The 21443-nt window shown below is 62.8% G+C and carries 21 protein-coding genes, 2 tRNA genes and 2 pseudogenes; 14 read left to right on the top strand and 11 right to left on the bottom strand.

Annotated features, from left to right (window positions below):
- Positions 1–346 precede the first annotated feature (346 nt).
- The 4 genes from C5F46_RS09780 (at position 347) to C5F46_RS09765 (ending at position 3003) form a co-directional block, all read left to right on the top strand.
- Positions 347–799 (top strand): DUF2924 domain-containing protein, encoded by a 453-nt coding sequence (locus C5F46_RS09780; RefSeq protein WP_107325167.1) that lies wholly within the window; start codon positions 347–349, stop codon positions 797–799.
- Entirely contained in the window at positions 796–2112 is a 1317-nt protein-coding gene (locus tag C5F46_RS09775; RefSeq protein ID WP_107325166.1) for a recombinase family protein, read from the top strand. The genes C5F46_RS09780 and C5F46_RS09775 overlap by 4 nt, the downstream gene beginning before the upstream one ends.
- The gene (locus tag C5F46_RS09770) at positions 2109–2504 is read left to right on the top strand and encodes a hypothetical protein (protein ID WP_107325165.1); all 396 of its coding nucleotides are present in this window, start codon (positions 2109–2111) and stop codon (positions 2502–2504) included. The genes C5F46_RS09775 and C5F46_RS09770 overlap by 4 nt, the downstream gene beginning before the upstream one ends.
- Positions 2505–2736: 232 nt before the next feature.
- Positions 2737–3003 (top strand): type II toxin-antitoxin system ParD family antitoxin, encoded by a 267-nt coding sequence (locus C5F46_RS09765; protein WP_107325173.1) that lies wholly within the window; start codon positions 2737–2739, stop codon positions 3001–3003.
- A gap of 63 nt (positions 3004–3066) precedes the next feature.
- Here the strand turns inward: C5F46_RS09765 and C5F46_RS16885 are convergent, their stop codons facing one another.
- The 4 genes from C5F46_RS16885 to C5F46_RS09745 all read right to left on the bottom strand — a co-directional run bounded on the left by C5F46_RS16885 (position 3067) and on the right by C5F46_RS09745 (position 4954).
- Positions 3067–3435: a hypothetical protein gene (locus C5F46_RS16885; protein ID WP_201161496.1), complete on the bottom strand. Its 369-nt coding sequence runs from the start codon at positions 3433–3435 to the stop codon at positions 3067–3069.
- 5 nt (positions 3436–3440) lie between these two features.
- Positions 3441–3740: a HigA family addiction module antitoxin gene (locus C5F46_RS09755; RefSeq protein ID WP_107325164.1), complete on the bottom strand. Its 300-nt coding sequence runs from the start codon at positions 3738–3740 to the stop codon at positions 3441–3443.
- A 163-nt stretch (positions 3741–3903) separates the two neighbouring features.
- The gene (locus C5F46_RS09750; RefSeq protein WP_107325163.1) at positions 3904–4491 is read right to left on the bottom strand and encodes a YgiT-type zinc finger protein; all 588 of its coding nucleotides are present in this window, start codon (positions 4489–4491) and stop codon (positions 3904–3906) included.
- A 373-nt stretch (positions 4492–4864) separates the two neighbouring features.
- Positions 4865–4954: transfer RNA gene (locus C5F46_RS09745), tRNA-Ser, on the bottom strand.
- Positions 4955–5316: 362 nt separating this feature from the next.
- Between C5F46_RS09745 and C5F46_RS09740 the strand changes: the two genes are divergently transcribed.
- From C5F46_RS09740 to C5F46_RS09725, 4 genes are all read left to right on the top strand, one after another.
- Positions 5317–6438, top strand: coding sequence for an ABC transporter ATP-binding protein (locus tag C5F46_RS09740; protein WP_107325162.1), 1122 nt, complete (start codon positions 5317–5319; stop codon positions 6436–6438).
- Between the two features lie 98 nt (positions 6439–6536).
- Positions 6537–7610, top strand: a complete 1074-nt coding sequence (locus C5F46_RS09735; protein WP_107325172.1) for an ABC transporter substrate-binding protein — start codon at positions 6537–6539, stop codon at positions 7608–7610.
- Between the two features lie 100 nt (positions 7611–7710).
- The gene (locus C5F46_RS09730; protein ID WP_107325161.1) at positions 7711–8961 is read left to right on the top strand and encodes an ABC transporter permease; all 1251 of its coding nucleotides are present in this window, start codon (positions 7711–7713) and stop codon (positions 8959–8961) included.
- 42 nt (positions 8962–9003) lie between these two features.
- Complete coding sequence (locus C5F46_RS09725) at positions 9004–9996, top strand: ABC transporter permease (protein WP_107325160.1); 993 nt, start codon at positions 9004–9006, stop codon at positions 9994–9996.
- Positions 9997–10006: 10 nt separating this feature from the next.
- On the opposite strand, the gene C5F46_RS09720 is transcribed toward C5F46_RS09725, so the two are convergent.
- Genes C5F46_RS09720 through C5F46_RS09690 form a run of 7 tightly spaced genes read right to left on the bottom strand, consistent with a single transcriptional unit; the run spans position 10007 to position 16318 of the window.
- A complete protein-coding gene (locus C5F46_RS09720) occupies positions 10007–10942 on the bottom strand; it encodes an AEC family transporter (protein WP_107325159.1) in 936 nt (311 codons plus the stop codon).
- Positions 10943–11740, bottom strand: a complete 798-nt coding sequence (locus tag C5F46_RS09715; protein ID WP_107325158.1) for an MBL fold metallo-hydrolase — start codon at positions 11738–11740, stop codon at positions 10943–10945.
- Positions 11737–12537, bottom strand: a complete 801-nt coding sequence (locus tag C5F46_RS09710) for a TatD family hydrolase (protein WP_107325157.1) — start codon at positions 12535–12537, stop codon at positions 11737–11739. The genes C5F46_RS09715 and C5F46_RS09710 overlap by 4 nt, the downstream gene beginning before the upstream one ends.
- Before the next feature lie 16 nt (positions 12538–12553).
- Positions 12554–13663 (bottom strand): DNA polymerase III subunit delta', encoded by a 1110-nt coding sequence (locus C5F46_RS09705; RefSeq protein WP_107325156.1) that lies wholly within the window; start codon positions 13661–13663, stop codon positions 12554–12556.
- Positions 13660–14271, bottom strand: coding sequence for a dTMP kinase (gene tmk, locus C5F46_RS09700; protein WP_107325155.1), 612 nt, complete (start codon positions 14269–14271; stop codon positions 13660–13662). The genes C5F46_RS09705 and tmk overlap by 4 nt, the downstream gene beginning before the upstream one ends.
- 7 nt (positions 14272–14278) lie before the next feature.
- Positions 14279–15451, bottom strand: coding sequence for a D-alanyl-D-alanine carboxypeptidase family protein (locus C5F46_RS09695; RefSeq protein ID WP_107325154.1), 1173 nt, complete (start codon positions 15449–15451; stop codon positions 14279–14281).
- A 15-nt stretch (positions 15452–15466) separates the two neighbouring features.
- Positions 15467–16318: an SPOR domain-containing protein gene (locus tag C5F46_RS09690; RefSeq protein ID WP_107325153.1), complete on the bottom strand. Its 852-nt coding sequence runs from the start codon at positions 16316–16318 to the stop codon at positions 15467–15469.
- Between the two features lie 472 nt (positions 16319–16790).
- Between C5F46_RS09690 and C5F46_RS09685 the strand changes: the two genes are divergently transcribed.
- From C5F46_RS09685 to C5F46_RS09660, 6 genes and pseudogenes are all read left to right on the top strand, one after another.
- A tRNA-Ser gene (locus tag C5F46_RS09685) sits at positions 16791–16878 on the top strand.
- A gap of 235 nt (positions 16879–17113) precedes the next feature.
- Positions 17114–17431: pseudogene (locus tag C5F46_RS09680) on the top strand (transposase); the annotation flags it as partial.
- A gap of 55 nt (positions 17432–17486) precedes the next feature.
- Positions 17487–17690 carry an LbetaH domain-containing protein gene (locus C5F46_RS09675; protein WP_107325152.1) on the top strand — a complete coding sequence of 68 codons (204 nt, stop codon included), beginning with the start codon at positions 17487–17489 and terminating at the stop codon, positions 17688–17690.
- Between the two features lie 56 nt (positions 17691–17746).
- Positions 17747–18787 (top strand): AbrB family transcriptional regulator, encoded by a 1041-nt coding sequence (locus tag C5F46_RS09670; protein ID WP_268935659.1) that lies wholly within the window; start codon positions 17747–17749, stop codon positions 18785–18787.
- A 162-nt stretch (positions 18788–18949) separates the two neighbouring features.
- Positions 18950–20755 (top strand): OmpA family protein, encoded by a 1806-nt coding sequence (locus C5F46_RS09665; RefSeq protein ID WP_107325151.1) that lies wholly within the window; start codon positions 18950–18952, stop codon positions 20753–20755.
- Between the two features lie 120 nt (positions 20756–20875).
- A pseudogene (locus tag C5F46_RS09660) lies at positions 20876–21355 on the top strand (transposase); the annotation flags it as partial.
- Between the last annotated feature and the right edge of the window lie 88 nt (positions 21356–21443).

The following is a 21443-nucleotide window of genomic DNA, read 5'->3' as shown; positions in this document are numbered from 1 at the left end:
GTTTAAGCCGAGCCGCCGACATAAGGCGCCACAAACCGACACAAACCGACAAGCTATTGTTTTTACTTGAATAAGTGAGAAGAGGACGGTTCTCTCAGCGTACAAATCTGAGAGAACCCAAAATGTACGACGATATCTTCGCGCCGCTGACTGCGGCCAATGCTTTGCATCCTACGAAAATGACGCCACGCGAGCGGCGTGCTGAATTGTGCAAGATCCTTGCTGTTGGGTATTTGCGGATGCGCGCTCGAAAAAGCAGGCAACACACTGAATATAATAGAGAAAGTTCTCTACACTTTCGCGCAAGACGGAGCGTTCATGCGGAACCAACTCACAAGGAGGTCCCATGACCAAAGAAGATCCCGTCTACGCCCGCGTCGCAGCTCTCAGAATTAAAACGCCCACCGAATTGCGCGAAATCTGGCGCGACCTGATGGGGACAGAACCACCGCCCTTCACCCGGCGTTACCTGGAAACCCGTCTGAGCTATCGCATCCAGGAGCTCGCCTATGGCGGCCTGAAACCAGAGACCCGCAAGCGACTCGAGGAATTGGCTGAGAAATGGGACGGCGACAACTCCGCCAAAAGGCGCATTCGCCACGATCTCAAGCCCATCGCAGGCACCCGCCTGATCCGTGAGTGGCAAGGTGAAGAATACGTCGTGACCGTCACCGCCGATGGCTACGAATGGCAAGGCCGCCCGTATCAATCCCTCTCCGCCATTGCGCGGGCCATCACCGGCACTCGCTGGAACGGCCCGGTGTTTTTCGGCCTCAACAATTACAGGAAGCGCAAATGACAAAACCGGCACCCAGAAAGATGCGCTGCGCGGTCTATACGCGCAAATCCAGCGAGGAAGGGCTCGAGCAAGAGTTCAACTCGCTTCACGCCCAACGCGAAGCCTGTGAAGCCTACATCGCCAGTCAGCGCTCAGAAGGCTGGGTCGCCCTTCGTGAACACTATGATGACGGCGGCATTTCCGGCGGCACATTGGAGCGGCCCGGGTTGAAACAGCTGCTGGCCGATATCGAGGACGGCTTGGTCGATGTGGTCGTGGTCTACAAGATCGACCGTCTATCGCGCTCGCTGATGGACTTTTCCAAACTCGTAGAGGCCTTCGAGCGAAATAACGTGACCTTCGTCTCCGTGACACAATCGTTCAACACCACATCCTCGATGGGACGTTTAACGCTGAACATCCTGCTCTCCTTCGCCCAATTCGAGCGCGAAGTGACCGCCGAGCGCATCCGCGACAAGGTCGCGGCTTCGAAGAAGAAAGGCATGTGGATGGGCGGCGTCCCACCATATGGCTACGTTTGTATCAACCGCCGGCTTGAGATCAACAACGCCCAAGCCGCAGATGTGCGGTGGATCTTTGAGCGGTTCATCAGCCTCGGCTCGACCCTACTCGTCGCCAAAGAGGCAGAAAAACGCGGTTTGAGGACGCCAAAAGGCAATCCAATCAGCAATAGTTACGCCTATAGGATCCTGACAAATCCGATCTATATCGGCAAGATCGTGCACAAGGACGAGACCTATCCCGGCCTGCACAAACCCATCATCGACATGGAAACCTGGGAAAAGGCCCGCGCGATTAATAGTGAAAACCCGCGCATTCGCGCTGCCAGCACCCGTAAACAGACCCCTTCACTGCTGGCCGGCCTCATACGCGGACCTGACGGCGCGATGTTTTCGCCGACCCACACCCGCAAGCGCAACCGCCTTTACCGCTACTATGTCAGCCAGACGATCTTGAAGCACGGTGCTGGCAGCTGTCCTGTGGGCCGCATCCCCGCCGGTGAAATCGAAGCCAATGTAACGGCGCAGTTGCGCGCAGTCTTCCGTCAACCCGAAATCGTGGCCGAGGCCTGGCGCAACGCGGCAATCGACAAGCGGGCCTGCAGCGAGCAGGATATCCACGCTGCGCTCAAAAGCCTTGACCCGCTGTGGAGCGAACTGTTCCCGGCTGAACAAGCGCGCATTGCCTCGATCCTGATCGATCACATCGACGTTTCCGAGACGGATATGAAGGTGCACCTGCGTGTCGACGGTCTGTGCCACCTTGCACAGGACCTGAAATCCCGAACTCTCCCCAGAAAGGACGCAGCATGACGGACAAGACCACCACAACTGAAACCATCACACTGACCATTCCCTTCAAGCTCAAACGGCGCGGCGGGCGCAAAGAGATGGTCCTGCCAGATTTTGCCACACCACCGCCCAAACTGGATAACGCGCTGATAAAATCGCTCGCGCGGGCGCATCGCTGGAAACGACTTGTTGATGAAGGGCATTTTGCGTCGATTAAAGACTTGGCTGAGCACGAGAAAATTCCAGCCTCCTACATGATCCGCACCATGCGACTAACAACCCTGGCGCCTGACATCGTCGAGGCGATCCTGAAAGGCCGAAACCCGAACAAAACCCTTCGTGAGTTGCTCGACCCCTTCACGCCGATGTGGGCCGAGCAACGCTGGGAGCTCGGCTACCACGATATGCCATGAAACCGAACGTCCGCGTGGACGTGAGCCGTCCGACGCAGGTCGTGGCCGGCTATATGGGAGTGCGCTCAAGACATTATCCGCACAAAATGCGGAGATTGCCGCTGCTGTTCTCCGCATGAGCCCGAACGGCCGCGCATCGGCAGAGCCGATCTTATTGCTCAGCACCTTGAAGTTTTGGGCATTTTATGATATAGTATGAACTATTATGATTCACGGCCAAGGAACCGAAAGCATGTCTCGACTGACAATCTCGATGCCAGACCAAATGAACGACTGGGTTGAAGCACAAGTCAGCGCCGGTCGTTATGGGAATGTTAGCGAATACTTTCGCGATCTTGTCCGACGCGACCAGGAACGGCGTGATACAGCCATCAATGAACTTCGCGTAATGCTTGAACGCGCGGAAGCGAGTGGGGTTAGCAAGCGCTCATTAAGCGAAATCTTAGACGCCGCACGTGAAGAGGCTCGGCAGAAGGGCCTGCTCGATGGCGAGAATTGAACTTTCGGTCGAAGGCAAATTCCCCCTGGTGGAAATTTTTATGACCGCTTTGCCGGCTGCCAATCATGGCAGGCCATCAGGTCCGTACAGAAAGTCCTGACTGCAAGCAGCACTGGCGCCAGCAGCAGCCTTCTGGGCTGCAAGTGCGCGAACTCGGCGAATGGTTTCGGCCTTGCCCCTCACGTCACCCAGCACGGCCAAGTCCAAAACTTGTACCAAAGCTGATGGAAACGCGGCAACGACCTGCGCCACCGCGGCCGTAAGGACTTGCTCCAAGTCGGGGCCATCTCGTGTAAAACCGAGTGCGATCCTATCCGACCGGCCGGTCCCAACAATCGTGTCATCCAGCCCCGCTTGAAACAAAGCGTCCAACACCGCCGCCTCGTCAGGCTTTCCATCGGGAAAATTGATCACAATCTCGAATTCAAACATGGGCGTCACGCTACATCCAATGTCGGCGCCTGACTTACATCGATTTCGCGTTCGGCATGCCATGCGTCATGCGCACCCTGCATCCGGATCCAGAACAACGATCCATTTCCGAACATCTTTCCCAAGCGCACTGCGACGGGTGCGCTGACGGGCTTCTTTTCATTCAAGATGTCATAGAAATGCTGCCGAGAAATGCCCAGCATCTTCGCAAGCTGCGTTTTACTGTAGTCCATACATGGCAAAATATCATCCCGCAGCAACTCACCCGGATGCGTTGGGCAGCGTTTGTGATCTGCAGAAATCATTTTCCGCCCTCCTCAGTGATATTGCTCACGCGTCGTATTTTTCGAGGCCTCCCGGATCAGAGATCGCTCCGCCAATTCCGCCGCTGAGATAGATTTCCCGTAGGGCGGTCAGACCATCGTTGGGATTGTTCAAGCAGCGCGGCATGTTTTTCCCCACATGCGCTTATTTCCGGTTTCGATCGATGACCTGCCCTGCGCCAAGCAATTTGAAGGTCGGCTCATCCGCGGAAAAGGCCTCTTGAAGTTCGGCTTTTAATCGCGCCAGCGCAGCATCCGACGCGACCATGTCGTCACCGGAATGCACACCTTCGCCACACTCATCGCAGTACCACCCGGGCATCACGATCATGTCCGACCGCCCTCGGTGTTCCAAGGTCATGTCGCGAACATCGCGCAGCATTTGCGCACCGCAGGCCGGGCACATTCGCTCTTTGAACAGGTCTGTGTCGTTGGTCACGAGCGAAGCTGTGCGGGATCGAAACCTGGCAACAGCACTCTTCAACTCATCCCCCAATTCAGCATCCGCGCCCAACGCAGCAAAAAAGGTTTCATAATCAAAGGAACGCAAATTAGTCGCTGTGATCGTACCCAGCCGCTTTGCCGCACGGTGCGCCACGTCGAAGGCATCATCGATGAAAGCAGGATCACGGCTGGCCAAGGCGTCGGTCAGATACCCCAGGATCGCATCACCGTTCTCCAGGAAATCCGCAGGATCGAAGGGTGACGTTGATGGTTTATCTTCAGCTTTCATCGCATGGGCCCTCGTGCAACTCACCCCATCCTCAGAATGAACAGGGACAGATAAAATGCAATTAATTTCATATGCTTATTGTGAATCTCGATAGCAAGTGCGCTACAACAATGTTCGATGCCAGCACCAGATTGCCATCGCGGCATTGCCAGCGAAAGGAACTACGATACCTAACAAAATCATTTAATTTCAATGCTTTAGCATGAATGTAGCGCGATTCTTGTGTTACCCGCTGCGGAGAATATCGGCCTATAGAGAGAGGATACGGCACCCCACAGCACGTGCGAGGTAAATACGGTGCCAGCTAAAGCCTTTGAATATAGGGAAAAATTTCGCGCCAGCTTACCTAAGAGAACGGTTTTTCTTTGGTAAGTGGCGGAGACGAAGGGATTCGAACCCTCGAGACGGTTCCCCGTCTGCACCCTTAGCAGGGGTGTGCCTTCGACCACTCGGCCACATCTCCGCCGAATCGTTTAGCGGCCTCGCTGCGCCGCGACAAGAGGGAAAGTCTGTGTGGGCCAGTATCGGGGGCACGCCAGAACCGCTCCGCCGCCGGTGGTGCCGGTTGCGGAGCGCGCGGACGCGGCCTTGCAAGGCCCGCTTTTTCCCGCCCCGCCGGCCGCCTGTTGCCCCCATGGCATTGCCGAGGCGCGGCGCGCTGAATTTGCATAATGGTCGCTCTGCGGGCAGCAAGCGCCGTTTTCGGGCGGTTTGTCGCGCGCGGGCATGCTTGCATCAAGGTTGCGGACATTACCGGAATTGACGGGTTGAAAACGAGCCTCGGTTCCGTTTTAGTCAGCCGACGGGAACAAACGAACCACAAGAATGAACGGGGAGCCCGCCTTGACCTCTAACGCCTCCGGCGAAGGATTCGTCGTATTTGACCATGTGCAGAAAAGCTATGATGGGGAAACGCTGGTCGTCAAAGACCTGAACCTGTCGATCGGCAAGGGCGAATTTCTGACGATGCTGGGCCCGTCCGGCTCGGGCAAGACCACCTGCCTGATGATGCTGGCCGGGTTCGAGACCGCCACCCACGGCGAGATCAAGCTGAATGGCCGCCCGATCAACCAGGTGCCCCCGCACAAGCGCGGCATCGGCATGGTGTTTCAGAATTACGCGCTGTTTCCGCATATGAGTGTGGGCGAAAACCTGTCGTTCCCGCTTGAGGTCCGCGGGACGGGCAAATCCGAGCGTGAGGCCAAGATCAAGCGCGCACTTGACATGGTGCAGATGGGCGCCTTTGCCAACCGCCGCCCGGCGCAACTGTCGGGGGGGCAGCAGCAGCGCATCGCACTGGCCCGCGCGCTGGTGTTCGACCCTGAGCTGGTGCTGATGGATGAACCGCTGGGTGCGCTTGACAAGCAGTTGCGCGAACATATGCAGTTTGAAATCAAGCACCTGCACGAAAGCCTTGGGCTGACCGTGGTCTATGTCACCCACGATCAAGGCGAGGCGCTGACCATGTCGGACCGGGTGGCGGTGTTCAATGATGGCCGCATCCAGCAGCTTGACGCCCCTGATGAATTGTATGAGCGCCCCAAGAACAGCTTTGTGGCCCAGTTCATCGGCGAGAACAACAAGCTGCCCGGCACCATCGAGGCGCTGGAGGATGGCAAGGCACTGGTGCGGCTGGCCACCGGCGAGGTGATCGACGCGACCCCGGTGAACGTGACCCAGAAGGGCCAGCGCACGCTGGTATCAATCCGCCCCGAGCGGGTGGAGTTCAAGCCCGAGATGATGCCCCCCGGCGCCCATACGATCGATGCCGAGGTGCTGGAGGTGATCTATATGGGCGACATCTTCCGCACCCGGCTGCGGGTGGCCGGGTCTGAGGATTTCGTGATGAAAAGCCGCAACACGCTGGGCCAGACCAAGCTGGTGCCGGGCCAGCATGTGCGCATCGGCTGGCATCCGCAGGATGCCCGCGCGCTTGAACCGATGTAAGATTTCATCGGCGCGGGTGCCCTGCGCCGATGCTGCCGCATTTCGCGGCCAAGAATGACAAAACGTCATCACTGCAAGACCAACAACGGGAGTATGACATGAAGACGACACTGATCCTGACCACGGCTCTGGTCGCCTCGGGCTTTGCCGCCTCGGCGCAAGAGCTGAACGTGGTGTCCTGGGGGGGCAGCTACACGAAAAGCCAAGTGGAGGCCTATCACAAGCCCTTCACAGAAATGACCGGCATCAAGATCAACTCGATCGACGCCGACAACCCGGCGACCCCGCTGAAAACGCAGGTCGAGGCGGGCAACGTCACCATCGACCTGGCCGATATCGAACTGTCGGATGCAATCCGCCTGTGCGACGAGGGCCTGCTGGAGCCGATCGACCCGGCCAGCCTGCCGCCCGCACCCGACGGCACTCCCGCAATCGAGGATTTCGTGGATGGCGCGCTGCAGGATTGCGCCGTGGCCACCATCGTCTGGGGCACGATCTATGCCTATGACACCACCAAATTCACCGGCGAAAAACCGTCGAAGATCGGCGACTTCTTCGACACCGAAAAGTTCCCCGGCAAGCGTGGCCTGCTGAAAGCGCCCAAACGCTCGCTGGAAATGGCGCTGCTGGCCGATGGCGTGCCCGCGGCCGAGGTCTATGACGTGCTGGGCACGCCCGAGGGCGTGGACCGCGCCTTTGCCAAGCTCGACACGATCAAGAACGACGTGGTCTGGTGGGAGGCGGGTGCGCAGCCGCCGCAACTGCTGGCCGATGGCGAGGTGGTGATGACCACCGCCTATAACGGCCGTATCTTCAACGCGATCGCCGATGAGGGCAAACCCTTCCAGATCGTCTGGGATGGCCAGTATATCGACTTTGACCTGTGGGCGATCCCGAAGGGCGCGCCGAACCTTGAGGCGGCCAAACAGTTTCTTGCCTTCTCGACCGACACCCAGCGGCTGGCCGATCAGGCCAAGTGGATCGCCTATGGCCCGGCGCGCAAATCCTCGGCCTCGCTGGTCGGCCTGTATCAGGATGGCAAGATCGAGATGGCGCCGCACATGCCCACCAACCCGGACAACATGACCAATTCGCTGGTCAACGATCCCGAGTTCTGGGCCGACCACGATGTGGAGCTGAACGAGCGTTTCAACGCCTGGCTGGCCGGCTGATCCGGCACGGCGGCGCACAGACCCGCGCCGCCCAGTTTCCCAAACCGTGCCCGACCGCAGTGCGCCGGGCACGGTGCCTGTCTTGTCCCGAGGATTGTGCATGACCGATACCACGGCCTTGTTGACCACCGCCGATGGCAAGCCGCTCAAGTCGGCATTGGCCAAGTCGCAGGGCCGCGCCCGGCGCCGCGCCTTCCTGCTGGTGGCGCCGCTGTTTTTCTTTGTGCTGCTGACCTTTATCATCCCGATCGGGCAGATGCTGTTCCAGTCGGTTTACAACCCCACATTCACCCAGGCCGCGCCCAATCTGGTGCGCTGGTTTGACGAAAACCCCGCCGGATCACAGATCGACGAGGCCGCCTTTGCTGCACTGGCCGCCGATCTGAAACAGATGAAAACCGACAAGACCGCGGGCAGCGCAGGCACGCGCATCAACTATGACATGCCGGGCACACGCTCTCTGTTCACCGCTGCGGCGCGCAAGGCCGACAAGCTGGAACCGCCCTACCGCGAGGCGCTGCTGGAGATCGACAAGACCTGGGGCGACCCGATGCTGTGGCGTGTGATGCGCTCGGCCGCGTCGGCGCTGACGGCCGATTTCTACCTTGCCGCGCTGGATCTGACGCGCGACGACACCGGCGCGATCATTTCGGTTGCGCAGGACCGGCAGGTCTATGTCACATTGTTCGCGCGCACCTTTCTGCTGTCGGGGCTGATCACCGGGCTGTGCCTTGTTCTGGCTTTCCCGATCGCGCATCTGCTGGCCACGCTGCCGCTTGCGCGGTCGAACCTGCTGATGATCCTTGTTCTGCTGCCGTTCTGGACCTCACTTCTGGTGCGCACAACCTCGTGGATGGTGCTGTTGCAGGGCCAGGGAGTGGTGAACAACGTGCTGGTGTCGCTGGGTATTCTGGGCGAAGACGGGCGCATCCAGATGATGTATAACCAGACCGGCACAATCATTGCGATGACGCATATCCTGCTGCCGTTCATGGTGCTGCCGCTGTATTCGGTGATGCGGCCGATCCCGCCCAGCTATGTGCGCGCGGCGCGCAGCCTTGGCGCCTCATCGTGGACGGCCTTCCGCCGGGTCTATCTGCCGCAAACGCTGCCTGGCATCGGGGCCGGGGCGCTGTTGGTGTTCATTCTGGCGGTGGGCTATTACATCACGCCGGCTCTTGTTGGCGGGGCGGATGGGCAACTGATTTCCAACCTGATCGCCTTCCACATGCAGAAATCGCTGAACTGGTCGCTGGCGGCGGCGCTGGCGGGGCTGCTGCTGGCGGCGGTTCTGGCGCTCTATTGGCTGTATGACCGCGTCGTCGGCATCGACAATCTGAAACTGGGCTAGGCCGATGAACCCTGGCACCACCCCCAACCGGAGACAGCGCTGATGGCCCTTCCCATCTATGCAAGCCCGCTGGAACGTGTCTGGCATTACACCTATCTGGTGATCTGCGGGCTGATCTTTCTGTTCCTGATCGCGCCCATCCTGATCGTCATTCCGCTGTCGTTCAACGCCGAGCCGTATTTTACCTTTACCGAAAAGATGCTGGCCTTCGACCCCGAGGGCTATTCGATGCGCTGGTATGACAGCCTGTTGACCTTTGGGATGCAGAACCCCGACGCGCCGCGCGATGCTAGCTGGTGGCGCGATGTCTGGCACAATACGACCTGGGTGCAGGTGACCAAGAATTCTGTCATCATCGGCGTGTTCGCCACCATCGTGGCCACGGTTCTGGGAACGCTGGCGGCGCTGGGCCTGTCTCGGCCCGAAATGCCCTATCGGCGCACGATCATGGCGGTGCTGATTTCGCCGATGATCGTGCCGATCATCATTTCGGCGACTGGAATGTTCTTCTTCTTCTCGAACCCCGGCTTTCCCTATCCGACGATCTCGTTTTCCCCGTTCGAAATCGGCATCGGCCACTTCTCGCTGCGCGAAGAATACGGCTTCAAGCTGGCCAACAGCTATCCGGGCATCATTCTGGCCCATGCGGTTCTGGGTATTCCCTTTGTCATCATCACCGTGACAGCGACGCTGGTGGGCTTTGACCAGTCGCTGACCCGCGCCGCGGCCAGCCTTGGGGCGAACCCGCGCACCACCTTCTTTCGGGTGATCATGCCGCTGATCCTGCCGGGGGTGGTGTCGGGCGCACTGTTTGCCTTTGTCACCTCGTTTGACGAGGTGGTGGCGGTGCTGTTCATTGCCGATTACGAACAGCAGACGATCCCGCGGCAGATGTGGAACGGCATCCGCGAACAGATCAGCCCGCAGATATTGGCGGTGGCGACGATCCTCGTGATCATCTCGATCGCGCTGCTGGCCACGGTCGAATTGCTGCGCCGCCGGTCCGAGCGGTTGCGCGGTGTCACCCCGCGCTAGGGCAGGCCACCTAAGGCAGCACCGCCAGCCAGAACCACACCGTCAGGATCGACCCCGCGGTGGCGATCAGCACGCTGGAGGCGGCCACCCGCCGCGCCGCGCCATACATGTTGGCGAAAAGATAGGCATTCACCCCCGGCGCCATCGCCGCCGTCACCACCACCGAGCGCATCGCGTCGGTGCCCAGCCCAAAGCCCCAGCGCCCCAGCAGATAGGCCACCGCCGGGTGCACGATCAGCGACAGGCCGGTGACCATGGCGATGGCGCGGCCGTCGCCCTCCGGTCGATAGCGCAGCAGCACGCCGCCCAGCCCGAACAGCGCCGCAGGCAGGGCGGCAGCGGCCATCATGTCCACCGCGGCGCCCGGCGCGCCGGTCAGGGGCAGCCCGCTCAGGTTGGCGGCAAAGCCCGCCATGATCCCGATCACCAGCGGCGTGCGCGCGATTCCGCTCAGCGCGCGCAGCGCCACGCGGCCCAAACCCGCATCCGAGCCATGGCTTTTCACCGCCTCCATCAGAGTGATGCCGAAGGTGTAAAGCAACGGCGAGTGAATCGAGATAATAGCGAAATTGCCCGCCAGCGCCTGCGCCCCATAGGCGCGTTCGGTGATCGGCACCCCCAGCAGCAGCGAGTTCGAGAACAGACAGCAAAACCCGATGGCGACACAATCGGGGCCGGGCCGCCCCAGCATCCGAGCACCGATCAGCCCCAACCCGAAGGCCGTGAACGCGCCGGCGTAAAACGACACCATCAGGCCAAGGTCGTAGCTGGCGCTCAGGTCAAGGTTGGCAATCGACCGGAACAGCAGCACCGGCACCGCAAAGTTCTGCGCAAAGCGCATCACCCCTTCGACGGCGCTCTCGCTCATCAGCCCGCGCCAGGCGGCCAGATAGCCAAAGCCGATCACCAGAAAGACCGGCAGGATCACCTCGATCAGGGTGGACATTCAGAGAGGAAACTCCAGCACCATCCCGTCATGGGCGGGGTGCACATGGGGGGGCGTTTCGGCTGCGACCGCGTCATGGTCCAGATCAAGATGCATATTGGTCAGCACCGCGCTGGCGGGGCGGGCGCGCGCGATCCATTCCAGCGCCAGCCCCAGATGGGCATGGGTCGGGTGCGGCGTGCGGCGCAGCGCATCCAGCACCCAGCAATCAAGCCCGCCCAGATGCGCCCATGCCGGTTCGGGGATCGCCGAGACATCGGGCAAATAGGCCAGCCCGCCGATACGAAAGCCCAACGCGTCGATATTGCCATGCGCCACCTCGAACGGCACAAAGTCGATGACGCCGCCCGCCCCCGCAATCTGGAACGGCCCGCGGATCGTGTGCAGGTCGCAGATCGGCGGATAGTTGGTGTCGGGCGGCTGCACAAAGGCATAGCCAAAGCGGTTGAGCAGCGCCTCTTGCGTGGGGGTGTCGGCCCAGACCGGCAGCCGGGCACGCATGTTGAAGGTGATCTGGCGCAGGTCATCCAGCCCGTGCATGTGGTCGGCGTGCGAATGGGTATAGACCACGGCATCCAGCGTGCCCACACCCGCGCGCAGCAACTGTTCGCGCAGGTCGGGCGAGGTGTCGATCAGCACGCGGGTGGTGCCCGCCGCGGTGATCCGCTCGACCAGCATCGAACAGCGCAGGCGGCGGTTCCTGGGGTTGCCGGGGTCACACTCGCCCCAATGCCCGCCGATCCGCGGCACCCCGCCCGACGACCCGCAGCCCAGAATGGTAAAGCGCATCCGGTTCATGCCGCGCCCCCTGCGGCCTTGGTGAACAGCCGGTCGAAATTGGCGCTGGTGGCGGCGGCGAATTCATCCACCGTCAGACCAAAGACCTGCGCCCCCACTGCGGCAGTATGGGCGGTAAAGGCCGGTTCGTTGCGGCGCCCGCGATGCGGAGGCGGCGCCAGATAGGGCGCGTCGGTTTCCAGAAGAACCCGGTCCAGCGGCGCGGCGGCAAAGATATCGCGGATGTCCTGGCTTTTGGGGAAGGCGGCAATGCCCGACATCGACAGATAAAACCCAAGATCAAGCGCCGCGCGCGCCAGCGCGAGCGATGAGGAAAAGCAGTGCATCACACAGCCATAGGCCCCTGCGCGGTATTCCTCGGACAATATCCGCGCCATGTCGTCATCGGCGGCGCGGGCGTGGATGATCAGCGGCAGGCCGGTTTCGCGCGCCGCCGCAATATGGATGCGCAGCGAGGTCTGCTGCACTTCGGCGCTGTCGGCGGTATAATGATAATCCAGCCCGGTTTCGCCAATGCCCACAAATTTCGGATGCTGCGCCAGCGCCACCAGTTGATCGACTGTGGCCAGCGGCTCGTCGGCGGCGCTCATCGGATGGGTGCCCGCGGCGTAAAAGACGCCTGCATAAGCCTCGGCAATGGCGCGGGCCTGCGGTTCCAGCCGCAGCTTGGTGCAGATCGTGACCATTCGCGTCACCCCGGCGCGGTGGGCACGGGCGATCACCTCAGGCAGTTCACCGGCAAAATCGGGGAAATCAAGGTGACAGTGGCTGTCAACGATCTGCGGGGGGGTGGTCATGGCCTGTCCTTCGCTGTCAGGCGGGGGCGGCCGCCGCGATCTGCAGAACCATATCCATGACCAGCGCGGCGGGGTCAAGGTTGACAGCCCTGCCATGCCGCGCCCGCGCGCCAAGGCTTTGGTGCAGCCCGGCCCAGTGTCGGGCCGCAGGGGCATCGGGGGCCAGCCGCGCCATCAGCGCGGCCTCGCCCGGCGCAGCCTCGGGCAGGGGCTGGCCAGTGGCACCGCTGCGCGCCAGCCGCGACAGAAACAGATCGAACAGCCCCAGCATCAGATCAAACCGCGCCTCGGCGGCCTTGCCCGCCACGCTGTCGGCCAGTGTCAGGGCCTGCGGTCGATCCAGCCGCGGCAGGCTGGCCAGCAGAGTGACCAGCCGAGCATAGGTGTCCAGCCCGTCAAGATTGGCCAGCCGGATCGCCTCGCCCACCGAACCGCCCGACAGCTGCGCCAGCGCGACCGGATCGGGCGCCTCGGCCCCGGCCTGCGCCAGTGCCGCGGCCATGTCGGCGGGCGCCAGCGTGGCCAGTCGCAATTCGCGGCAGCGCGAGCGGATCGTGGGCAAAAGCCCGGCAGGCTGATGCGCGACCAGCAGGAAAATGGCCCCCGCAGGCGGTTCCTCCAGCAGCTTCAGCAGCGCGTTGGCGGCGGCGGTGTTCATGTCATCGGCGGCATCCACGATGACCACACGACGCCCGCCATCTGCCGAGGACAGATGCAAAAACGATTTCAGCTTGCGCACGTCATCCACCCGGATATCGGCAGACAGCGCGCTGCCCTTGTCGTTCGGGCCGCGGCGCAAAAGAAAGAGCCGCGGCTCTGACAGGGCTGACAGGCGGCGGGCCACCGGATGATCGAGCGCGATATCCAGATCGCGCGGCGGCGGCGCGGCGAAAAGCCCGCCGTCGTCGTCCGGCGTGGCCAGCAAAAACCGCGCGATACGCCAGGCCAGAGTGGCCTTGCCAATGCCGCGGGGGCCGGTCAGCAACCAGCCGTGATGCAGGCGGCGGGTTGCAAAGGCCTCCAGCACGGACGCTTCGGCGCGCGGCTGACCGAACAGGCGCAGCGTGTCGCGCGGGTGCGGGGCGCCATCGACCCGGTCGGGTTCGGGCAGGCCGCCCTCGCTCATGCCAGCGCCGCGCGGGTCAGGGCTGCCACCTCCGCGGCCACCGTCTCGGGTGCGCGGTTGCCATCGATCAGCCGAAAGCGCGCCGGAAACTCGGCCGCCAGCGCCAGAAAGCCCGCGCGCATCCGTTCCTGCATCGGCAGGCCAAAATCTTCGAACCGTTCCTCATGGCCTTTGCGGGCGCGGGCGCGGGCAAGGCCTATGCCAGGGTCGATGTCGATCAGAAATGTCAGGTCCGGCTCGCGCCCGATCATCAGCGCGTGCAGCCGGTCCACCAGCGCGCGCAGGTCGCCCCGCGTCAGGCCCTGATAGATACGGGTCGAATCCGCGAAGCGGTCACACACGACAATCCGGCCTTCGGCCAGCGCGGGCGCGATGGTGCGTTCCAGATGGTCGCGCCGGGCCGCGGTGAACAGCAAAATCTCGGTTTCTGCCGACCAGCGGTCGGGGTCGCCTTGCAGCACCAGACGGCGGATTTCCTCGGCGCCTGGGCTGCCGCCGGGTTCGCGCGTAGCCACCACCTCGCGGCCATCTGCGCGCAGGCTGTCAGCCAGCATCCTGCTTTGGGTGGATTTGCCCGATCCGTCGATGCCCTCGAAGGTGATGAACATGCCGCGCTCAGCGCTCCGCTGCCACCAGCGCGCGGGCAATCAGCCGCTGCCCGGCCGTCTTGACGCGATCGGCAAAGCCCGCCTCGGCAACCGCCGCCTCGGCCACCAGCGGCACGCGATGTTCGGCCATGCCCGGCACTGTCACCACCAGTTGCCCCAGTTCCTGCCCGGCGGCAATCGGCGCCGTGACGGGGCCGGAAAACACCGCCTCGGCGGTTACCCCGTCATGGGCCAGCGCGGGCAGCAGCAGTTGCAGATCCGTGGCAGGCACCAGCCCGACAGAGGGTGCGGCCCCCAGCCAGACCGGCGCCTCGGCCAGTTTCGTGCCCGCCTTGGCCAGCGTTTTCACCACGAACTGGCGAAAGGCCCAATTCACGATCTGCTCAGCCTCCTGTGCGCGGGTGGCCTCGCTATCCAGCCCGGTGATGACAAAGATCACCCGCCGCCCCCCCTGCACCGCCGAGCCGACCAGCCCATAGCCCGCCTCGGAGGTGTGCCCGGTCTTCAGCCCGTCAGCCTTCCAGTCGCCCGAACCGAGCCGCAACAGCGGGTTACGGTTGAGGCTGTTGGCAGGTGCGCGATTTTCAAAGTTGTATTCGGTTTCCGAAAAGATCGGGTAGAATTCCGGGAAATCGACGATCAGCCGACGCGCCAGAACACCCAGATCATGCATCGACATGCGGTGCCCCGGATCGGGCCAACCCGAGGCATTGGCAAAAATGGAATTCGTCATCCCCAGCGCGCGGGCGCGCTCGGTCATCAGCCGGGCAAAGGCCTCCTCCGACCCGGCCAGCCCCTCGGCGACCACAACACAGGCATCATTGCCGGAATTGACGATGATCCCGTGGATCAACTGATCAACCGTGGGCCGGTCCATCTCGTTGAGAAACATCGTCGAGCCGCCCATTTCCTTGGCGCGGGTCGAGACGGAAAACTGCGTGTCCATCGTCACGCGCCCGTCGCGTAGCGCCTCGAACAGCATGTTCAGCGTCATCAGCTTGGACATCGAGGCGGGTGGCAGCGTCACATCGGCGTTCTTTTCCAGCAGCACCGTATCGGTGCCCACGTCATAGACCCAGGCCGCCGAGGCACGGGTTTCAAACGCCCGCGCAGGCAGCGCCGTCACCAGAAGCGCGGTCAGCAGAAGGGCAAGAAGCGGGCGAAGCGAAGGCAGGGTCATAGTCGGGCCTGACGGTCAGTTGGAAACGGCATAGGCATCGGCGTAGCCCAGGCCCTTGATCTTTTTCACCAGCGCCTCGCGCTCGGCAGCAGAGCCCGCGGGGCCAGCCACAACGCGCCAGAAGGTCTTGCCCTGGCTTTCCTCTTTGCGGACCTCGGCAGCCGGCCCGGCAGCCCGGATCTGATCGGCGGCGCGCTTGGCATTCGCCTCGACGCTGAAAATCCCGATCTGCACAAAGGCCCGGCCCGAGCCGCCCTTCGGCGCGGCTGCCGCCGCAACCGGTGCCGCAGCCGCCGCTGCGGGGGCGGTCGCCTTGGCCGGGGTTTTGGCGTCAGGCGCTGCCGCACCGGCCAAAGGCGTGGCGGTGATCGTTTCGGGCGCACCGGGGGGCGTTTCGGCAGCGGGGTCTGCTGCTGCGGCGACAGGCTCGGGCACCGCCTCGCGGCGCAGGGCAACAACACTCAACGAAACGGGCTGGCCCGCCAGCATTCCCAGCGCCTCGGCCGCATCCGACGACACCTGAAGCTTTGGCCCCGGATTGTCCCGCTCGCGCCGAAACAGCGCGCCAATCACAGATTTCCCGGTTGCGGCGTTGCGGATCATCACCCGCTCGGGGTCTTTCACATCCGCATGGGCCACCCAGACGCCGCCCAGCGACGGCCGCCCATCCCACAGGCCCTGATCTGTGGCCGAAAACACATCGGGCTTCTCGACATCGCGCTCGGTGCTGCGCGCGGGGGCGGCAACGGCGGCTTCGCCGCTGTCTGAGGGGGCACGGGCGAAGGGGTTTTTTCCCGCCTCGCAGCCGGCCAGCACCAATCCCGTTCCCATGATCAGCACGATGCGTCCGATATGTCGCCCAAACATCCTTGCCCCCTTCGCGCGGTTTCTGCCGCGTCTGACTGCTCCGGGCCTGGCCGAAGGCCCGTTCTTTCGTGTGCGACACGGCCCCGGCATGGCCCGAGCCGTCCTGCTACGCTGCAAGCGGACTGTATCCGCTCCGCCCTGCCAAGGAAAGTGCGGCCAAAGCGGCCGCGCGGTTTTCAGCCCGAACCACTCTTTCAGAATCGCGTGATCCGCTATATCGGCAATACTTGTGACGCTTGTCGGACAGACTAGCACCCCCAAGCGTGAATGAACGAAAATCAAACCCGGCCCGGTAATGTTTAAACTGGCAAACGGGGCTGTGTTTGCGGCAGGGTGCGGGCAGGCTCGCAAAAGCTGGTCGGGTCGTGACAGTCGCCCGGCAGTTGATCGCAGGTGACAGTGCCCGAACGGTATGGAAGTTTGGCCGAGTGGTTTAAGGCTCTAGTCTTGAAAACTTGTGCAGGAGTATTGTGGAAGGGTGGCAGAGTGGTCGATTGCAGCGGTCTTGAAAACCGCCGATGTGCAAGCATCCGTGGGTTCGAATCCCACCCCTTCCGCCAATAGTTTCAATAGGTTAGAGTCGATCAGATCTGCCCGCAAAACCCTGCTACAATGTGGCAAATCTCCCGGTCTCCTGTAACGCGACAGAAACATGGGGCCAAAGGTGGAAACGGGCCGGCATTTGTGGGAACAGTTGAGAGCAGCCGAAAATAGCCACAAATCAAAGCGTTAGACTCAAGACCCATTGATTTGGTGCGTTTGGCGTGATTCAGGTTCCGCAAGGAGACCTGATCGTTGAGCAATCTTTACTGGCTGACGGACGCCCAGATGGAGCGCCTCAAGCCTTTCTTTCCGAAGAGCCATGGCAAGCCCCGCGTCGATGATCGTCGTGTTCTGAGCGGCATAATCTTCATCAATCGCAATGGGTTGCGGTGGTGTGATGCGCCGAAGGAATATGGGCCAGCCAAGACCCTTTACAACCGTTGGAAGCGCTGGAGCGACAACGGTGTCTTCGCCCGGATCATGGTGGGGCTGGCCGCCGAAAGTGCCGGACACAAGACGATCATGATCGACGCGACCTATCTCAAGGCACACCGCACGGCATCGAGCCTGAGCCTAGCGGATTGCCGATGACGCTTCGTTTTTCGACTGGCTGCGCGATCATTGGGTGACCATCGGGCATGATGTCCCGATTGCCCATGGCCTAAAGATTTTGGCCGGAGCCACGGTGGGCACCGGCGCGGGGATTGTCGCGGCCCTGAAATGGCGCTTCGCGCCGCATCAGGCCGAGACCTTGCAGCAAATCGCCTGGTGGGAGGAGCCATGGCGCGCTGAAGGCGGCCTTGCTGGACATGAGAGCCTTGGATATTGACGTGTTGATCGCTCAGTATCGCCACCTTGACGCCCACCCTTTACCGGATTTCAAACGTGCCAAACCTGCCCCGCATAGCGCTCGCCCTAGGTATAGGGACTGCGGGCGGGATCTTGTTCTTTTTGATGCACCTGCCGTTGCCGTGGATGCTGGGGGCGCTGTTTGCCACCATGGCGGCGGCTGTCGGCGGTGCGCCGGTGACAGCCCCGGCCCGTCTCCGGCCTGTTGTGGTGGCGGTGATCGGCGTGTTGCTGGGCGCCCGTTTCACGCCAGAGGTGGCGACGCAGGCCAGCGTCTGGCTGGGCACTGTGGCGGTGTTGATGGCCTATGTGGTCGCGGTGGCGCTGGTCGTGGTGCCGTTTTATCACCGTTTCGGGCGGATGGACTGGACCACCGCCTATTTCGCCGGAATGCCCGGAGGACTGAGCGAGATGATCGAGATCGGCGAAGCCAACGGCGCCAAGCCGGCGCCGATCATCCTGGCCCACAGCCTGCGGATCGTGATCACCATAGCCCTGATCGCATTCTGGTTTCGTTTCGTTCAGGGGCAGGATGTGGGGGCGGCCAGCGGCCCGCCGCAGTTGGCGTTGTCCTGGGTTGATGCGGCGGTTTTGCTGGGCTGTGCCGTTGCGGGCAGCGTGCTTGGCAAGCGGTTGCATCTGCCGGCGCCCACCTTTCTGGGCCCAATGGCGCTTTCGGCGGCGCTGCATCTGACCGGGCTGACCCACAGCGCGCCGCCGCCGCTATTGGTTACTGCGGCGCAGGTAATTTTGGGCACCGTACTGGGCTGCCGGTTTCAGGGCATCGGCGCCGCTGTCTTGTTGCGCGCCGTGGGGCTGAGCCTTGCGGCCACGGCCTTGACGCTGATGCTGGCCTCCGGCGCGGGGCTGGCAATGCGCGCGGTTGCAGGTGTAGGGGTCGATCAGGCGATCCTTGCGCTTGCGCCGGGCGGTCTGACCGAAATGGGGCTGGTTGCTCTTGCCATCCATGCCGATGTCGCCTTTGTGGCGCTGCATCATGTGGTGCGGATCTTGTTCGTGATCCTGCTGGCGCCCCTGGCCTATCGGGCACTGGCAGGCGGCAGCTTGGGGCGCTGACCCGGTCGGCCTGCACGGGTTCGACGGTATTCGCTGCGCCTTTGTGAAAAACCTGTCGCGTGTTATCGCTTATCATCCCGGAAATTGCTTTGCTGAAACAGACAACAGGGGGCGTGGCCGCATGCGGCTGACCCGCTGCGGCAACTTCTGAAAGGACAAGACATGAAGCGGTTTCTGATTTCGAGCACAGCTGTATCGGTTGCGCTGGCAACGATCGCGCCGGTTCAAGTGCTGGCGCAGGTCCAAGTGACGGTGGGCGACAGCACGGTCATGTGTCTGACCGGGCCAGACATGCCTTGCCCCGAGGGCATGACCTGCGTCGTGGCCCCCGCCGCGCCGTGCGATACCATCGGCGCCACGGTCTCTGACGCTGCCGCCGCTGCCGCAACCGAAGCCGCCGAAGCCGAGGCGGCGGCGGCAAAAGCGCTGGAAGACGCCGCAGCCGCAGAAGCCGCCCTTGCTGCGGAGGCACAAGCCGCCGCAGAGGCCGCCGCTGCTGCGGCTGATGCCGACGCGGCGGCTGCCGCAGAGGTTGACGCGGCGGCGACGAAGGCGCTGGAAGAGGCCGCCGCGGCGGAAGCCGCCGCTGCCGAAGCCGCAACTGCCGCAGAGGCGCAAGCGGCCGCAGAAACTGAAGCCGCCGCCCCCGAGGCTGCAACACAGGCCGCGCCCGAAGCCCCGCCTGCAGTCGCGGTGCAAACGCCGGCTGAAAAGCCCACGCAGGAACCGGCCCCCGCCACAGACGCCGCTGCCGCCACCGAGACGGCGGTTGCGGGCGATGAAAGCCTGCCGCTTGTCATCACCGCCGAGCCGGCTTCGGAGGAAGCCGTGCAGACCCTGTCCGACATTCTGACCGCGCCCGAAGCCGCCGAAGGCGGGGCGGCCCCTGCCGCCGCGGCTGCGGCAGCAGGACTTTTCGGCGGCGCCGTTGATGCGGCCCCGGCCGAGGGCGCGACCCAAACCGTCACCGCTGTGACCGAGGCCGACACCCGCAGCAGCGATGAGGATTTCGCAAAACCCCAAGCCACGGCACTGGCGCCCGCCGTCGGGACCAAAGCCAAGAAGGATGACGGGCTGACGAACCTTGAAAAGTTCGGGCTGGTCGTGCTGGGCGGGCTTGTTGTCGGCGCGATCCTGAACAATGGCGACAAGGTCGTGTCGAATACCGGCGACCGGGTTGTCGTTCAGCGCGACGATGGCCGCTATGTGGTGCTGAAGGATGATGATACGCTGATCCGGCAGCCGGGCAGCACCGTGCGCACCGAAACCTTCCGCGACGGCTCTACCCGGTCTGTGGTGCAGCGCGCTGATGGCAGCCGGATCGTGACGATCCGGGATGCCTCGGGCCGGGTGCTGCGCCGCTCGCGTCTGGATGCGGCAGACCGCGAACTGGTGCTGATCGACGATCTTGAGTCGGTGGACCGGATCGACATAAACACCTTGCCGAAACCCCGCCCCGAGGCCCGCTTCATCCGGCCGGGGGCCGATGATGCGGAGCTGCGGGCCGCCCTGTTCGCCGCGCAGGCGCGCGAGATTGGCCGGTCGTTCAGCCTGCGTCAGGTGCGCGACTATCCCGAGGTGCGCGCCCTTGCCCCGACGATCGACGTGGAAAGCATCACTTTTGAAACCGGCTCGGCGGCGATCCGGCCGAGCGAGGCGCAAAAACTGTCACAGCTTGGCCGCTTCATGTCGGACCTGATCGACGAAAACCCTGCCGAGATGTTCCTGATCGAAGGTCATACCGATGCCGTCGGCTCGGGGTCATCAAACCTTGCCCTGTCTGACCGTCGGGCCGAATCGCTGGCGCTGGCGCTGACCGAATATTTCGGGGTGCCGCCGGAAAACCTTGTGGTGCAGGGGTATGGCGAGGCTGAATTGCTGGTGCCCACACAGGCGGCCGAACAGCGCAATCGCCGCACCGCAGTGCGGATGATCTCGCCGCTGCTGGACCGGGTCGTCCGCCGCTGAGGGCGGACGGGGCCAACATACAGGGCCGGGGTGTGAAAACGCCCCGGCCCGATCGGTTCAGCGACAAAGAGACGGCGGGCGGTGCCTGTCGCCAGGGCGGGCGGTGAAGCCCCTGAAAGGCTCTACAACCACTGGAAGCGCTGGAGCGAAACGGTGTCTTCGCCCGGATCATGGTGGGGCTGGCCGCCGAAAGTGCCGGGCACAAGACAATCATGATCGACGCGACCTATCTCAGGGCACACCGCACGGCGTCAAGCCTGGGCGTGAAAAAGGGGGGCGCGGACGCCAGATAGGCCGAACCAAAGGCGGCATGAACACCAAGCTGCACGCCGTTGCGGATGCGAAGGGGCGGCCGATCGGGGCTATGATGCCGATTGGTTCAGAGAAGCGTTGAAAGACAAGGGGATAAAGGTCTGGATCCCGGGCCGGAAGCCCCGCAAGAAGGCCGTCAAATACGACAAGCGGCGCTACAAACCGCGCAACCGCATCGAGATCATGTTCGGGCGCCTCAAAGATTGGCGGCGCGTGGCCACCCGATGCGACCGGGGTCCGGAAACTTTCTTCTTCGCCGTCATCCTCGCCGCCATTGTCTTGTTCTGGCCAGAATCCAGAACGAGTCCTGAGCCTAATGGTTCAGGGGGTGCGGACCATAGCGCCACGGACAACGGCAGACAGCGCCGAAAACCGC

The organism is Phaeovulum veldkampii DSM 11550, assembly GCF_003034995.1.
Classification (GTDB): Bacteria; Pseudomonadota; Alphaproteobacteria; order Rhodobacterales; family Rhodobacteraceae; genus Phaeovulum; species Phaeovulum veldkampii.
This window is presented reverse-complemented; position numbering and strand designations above follow the sequence as displayed.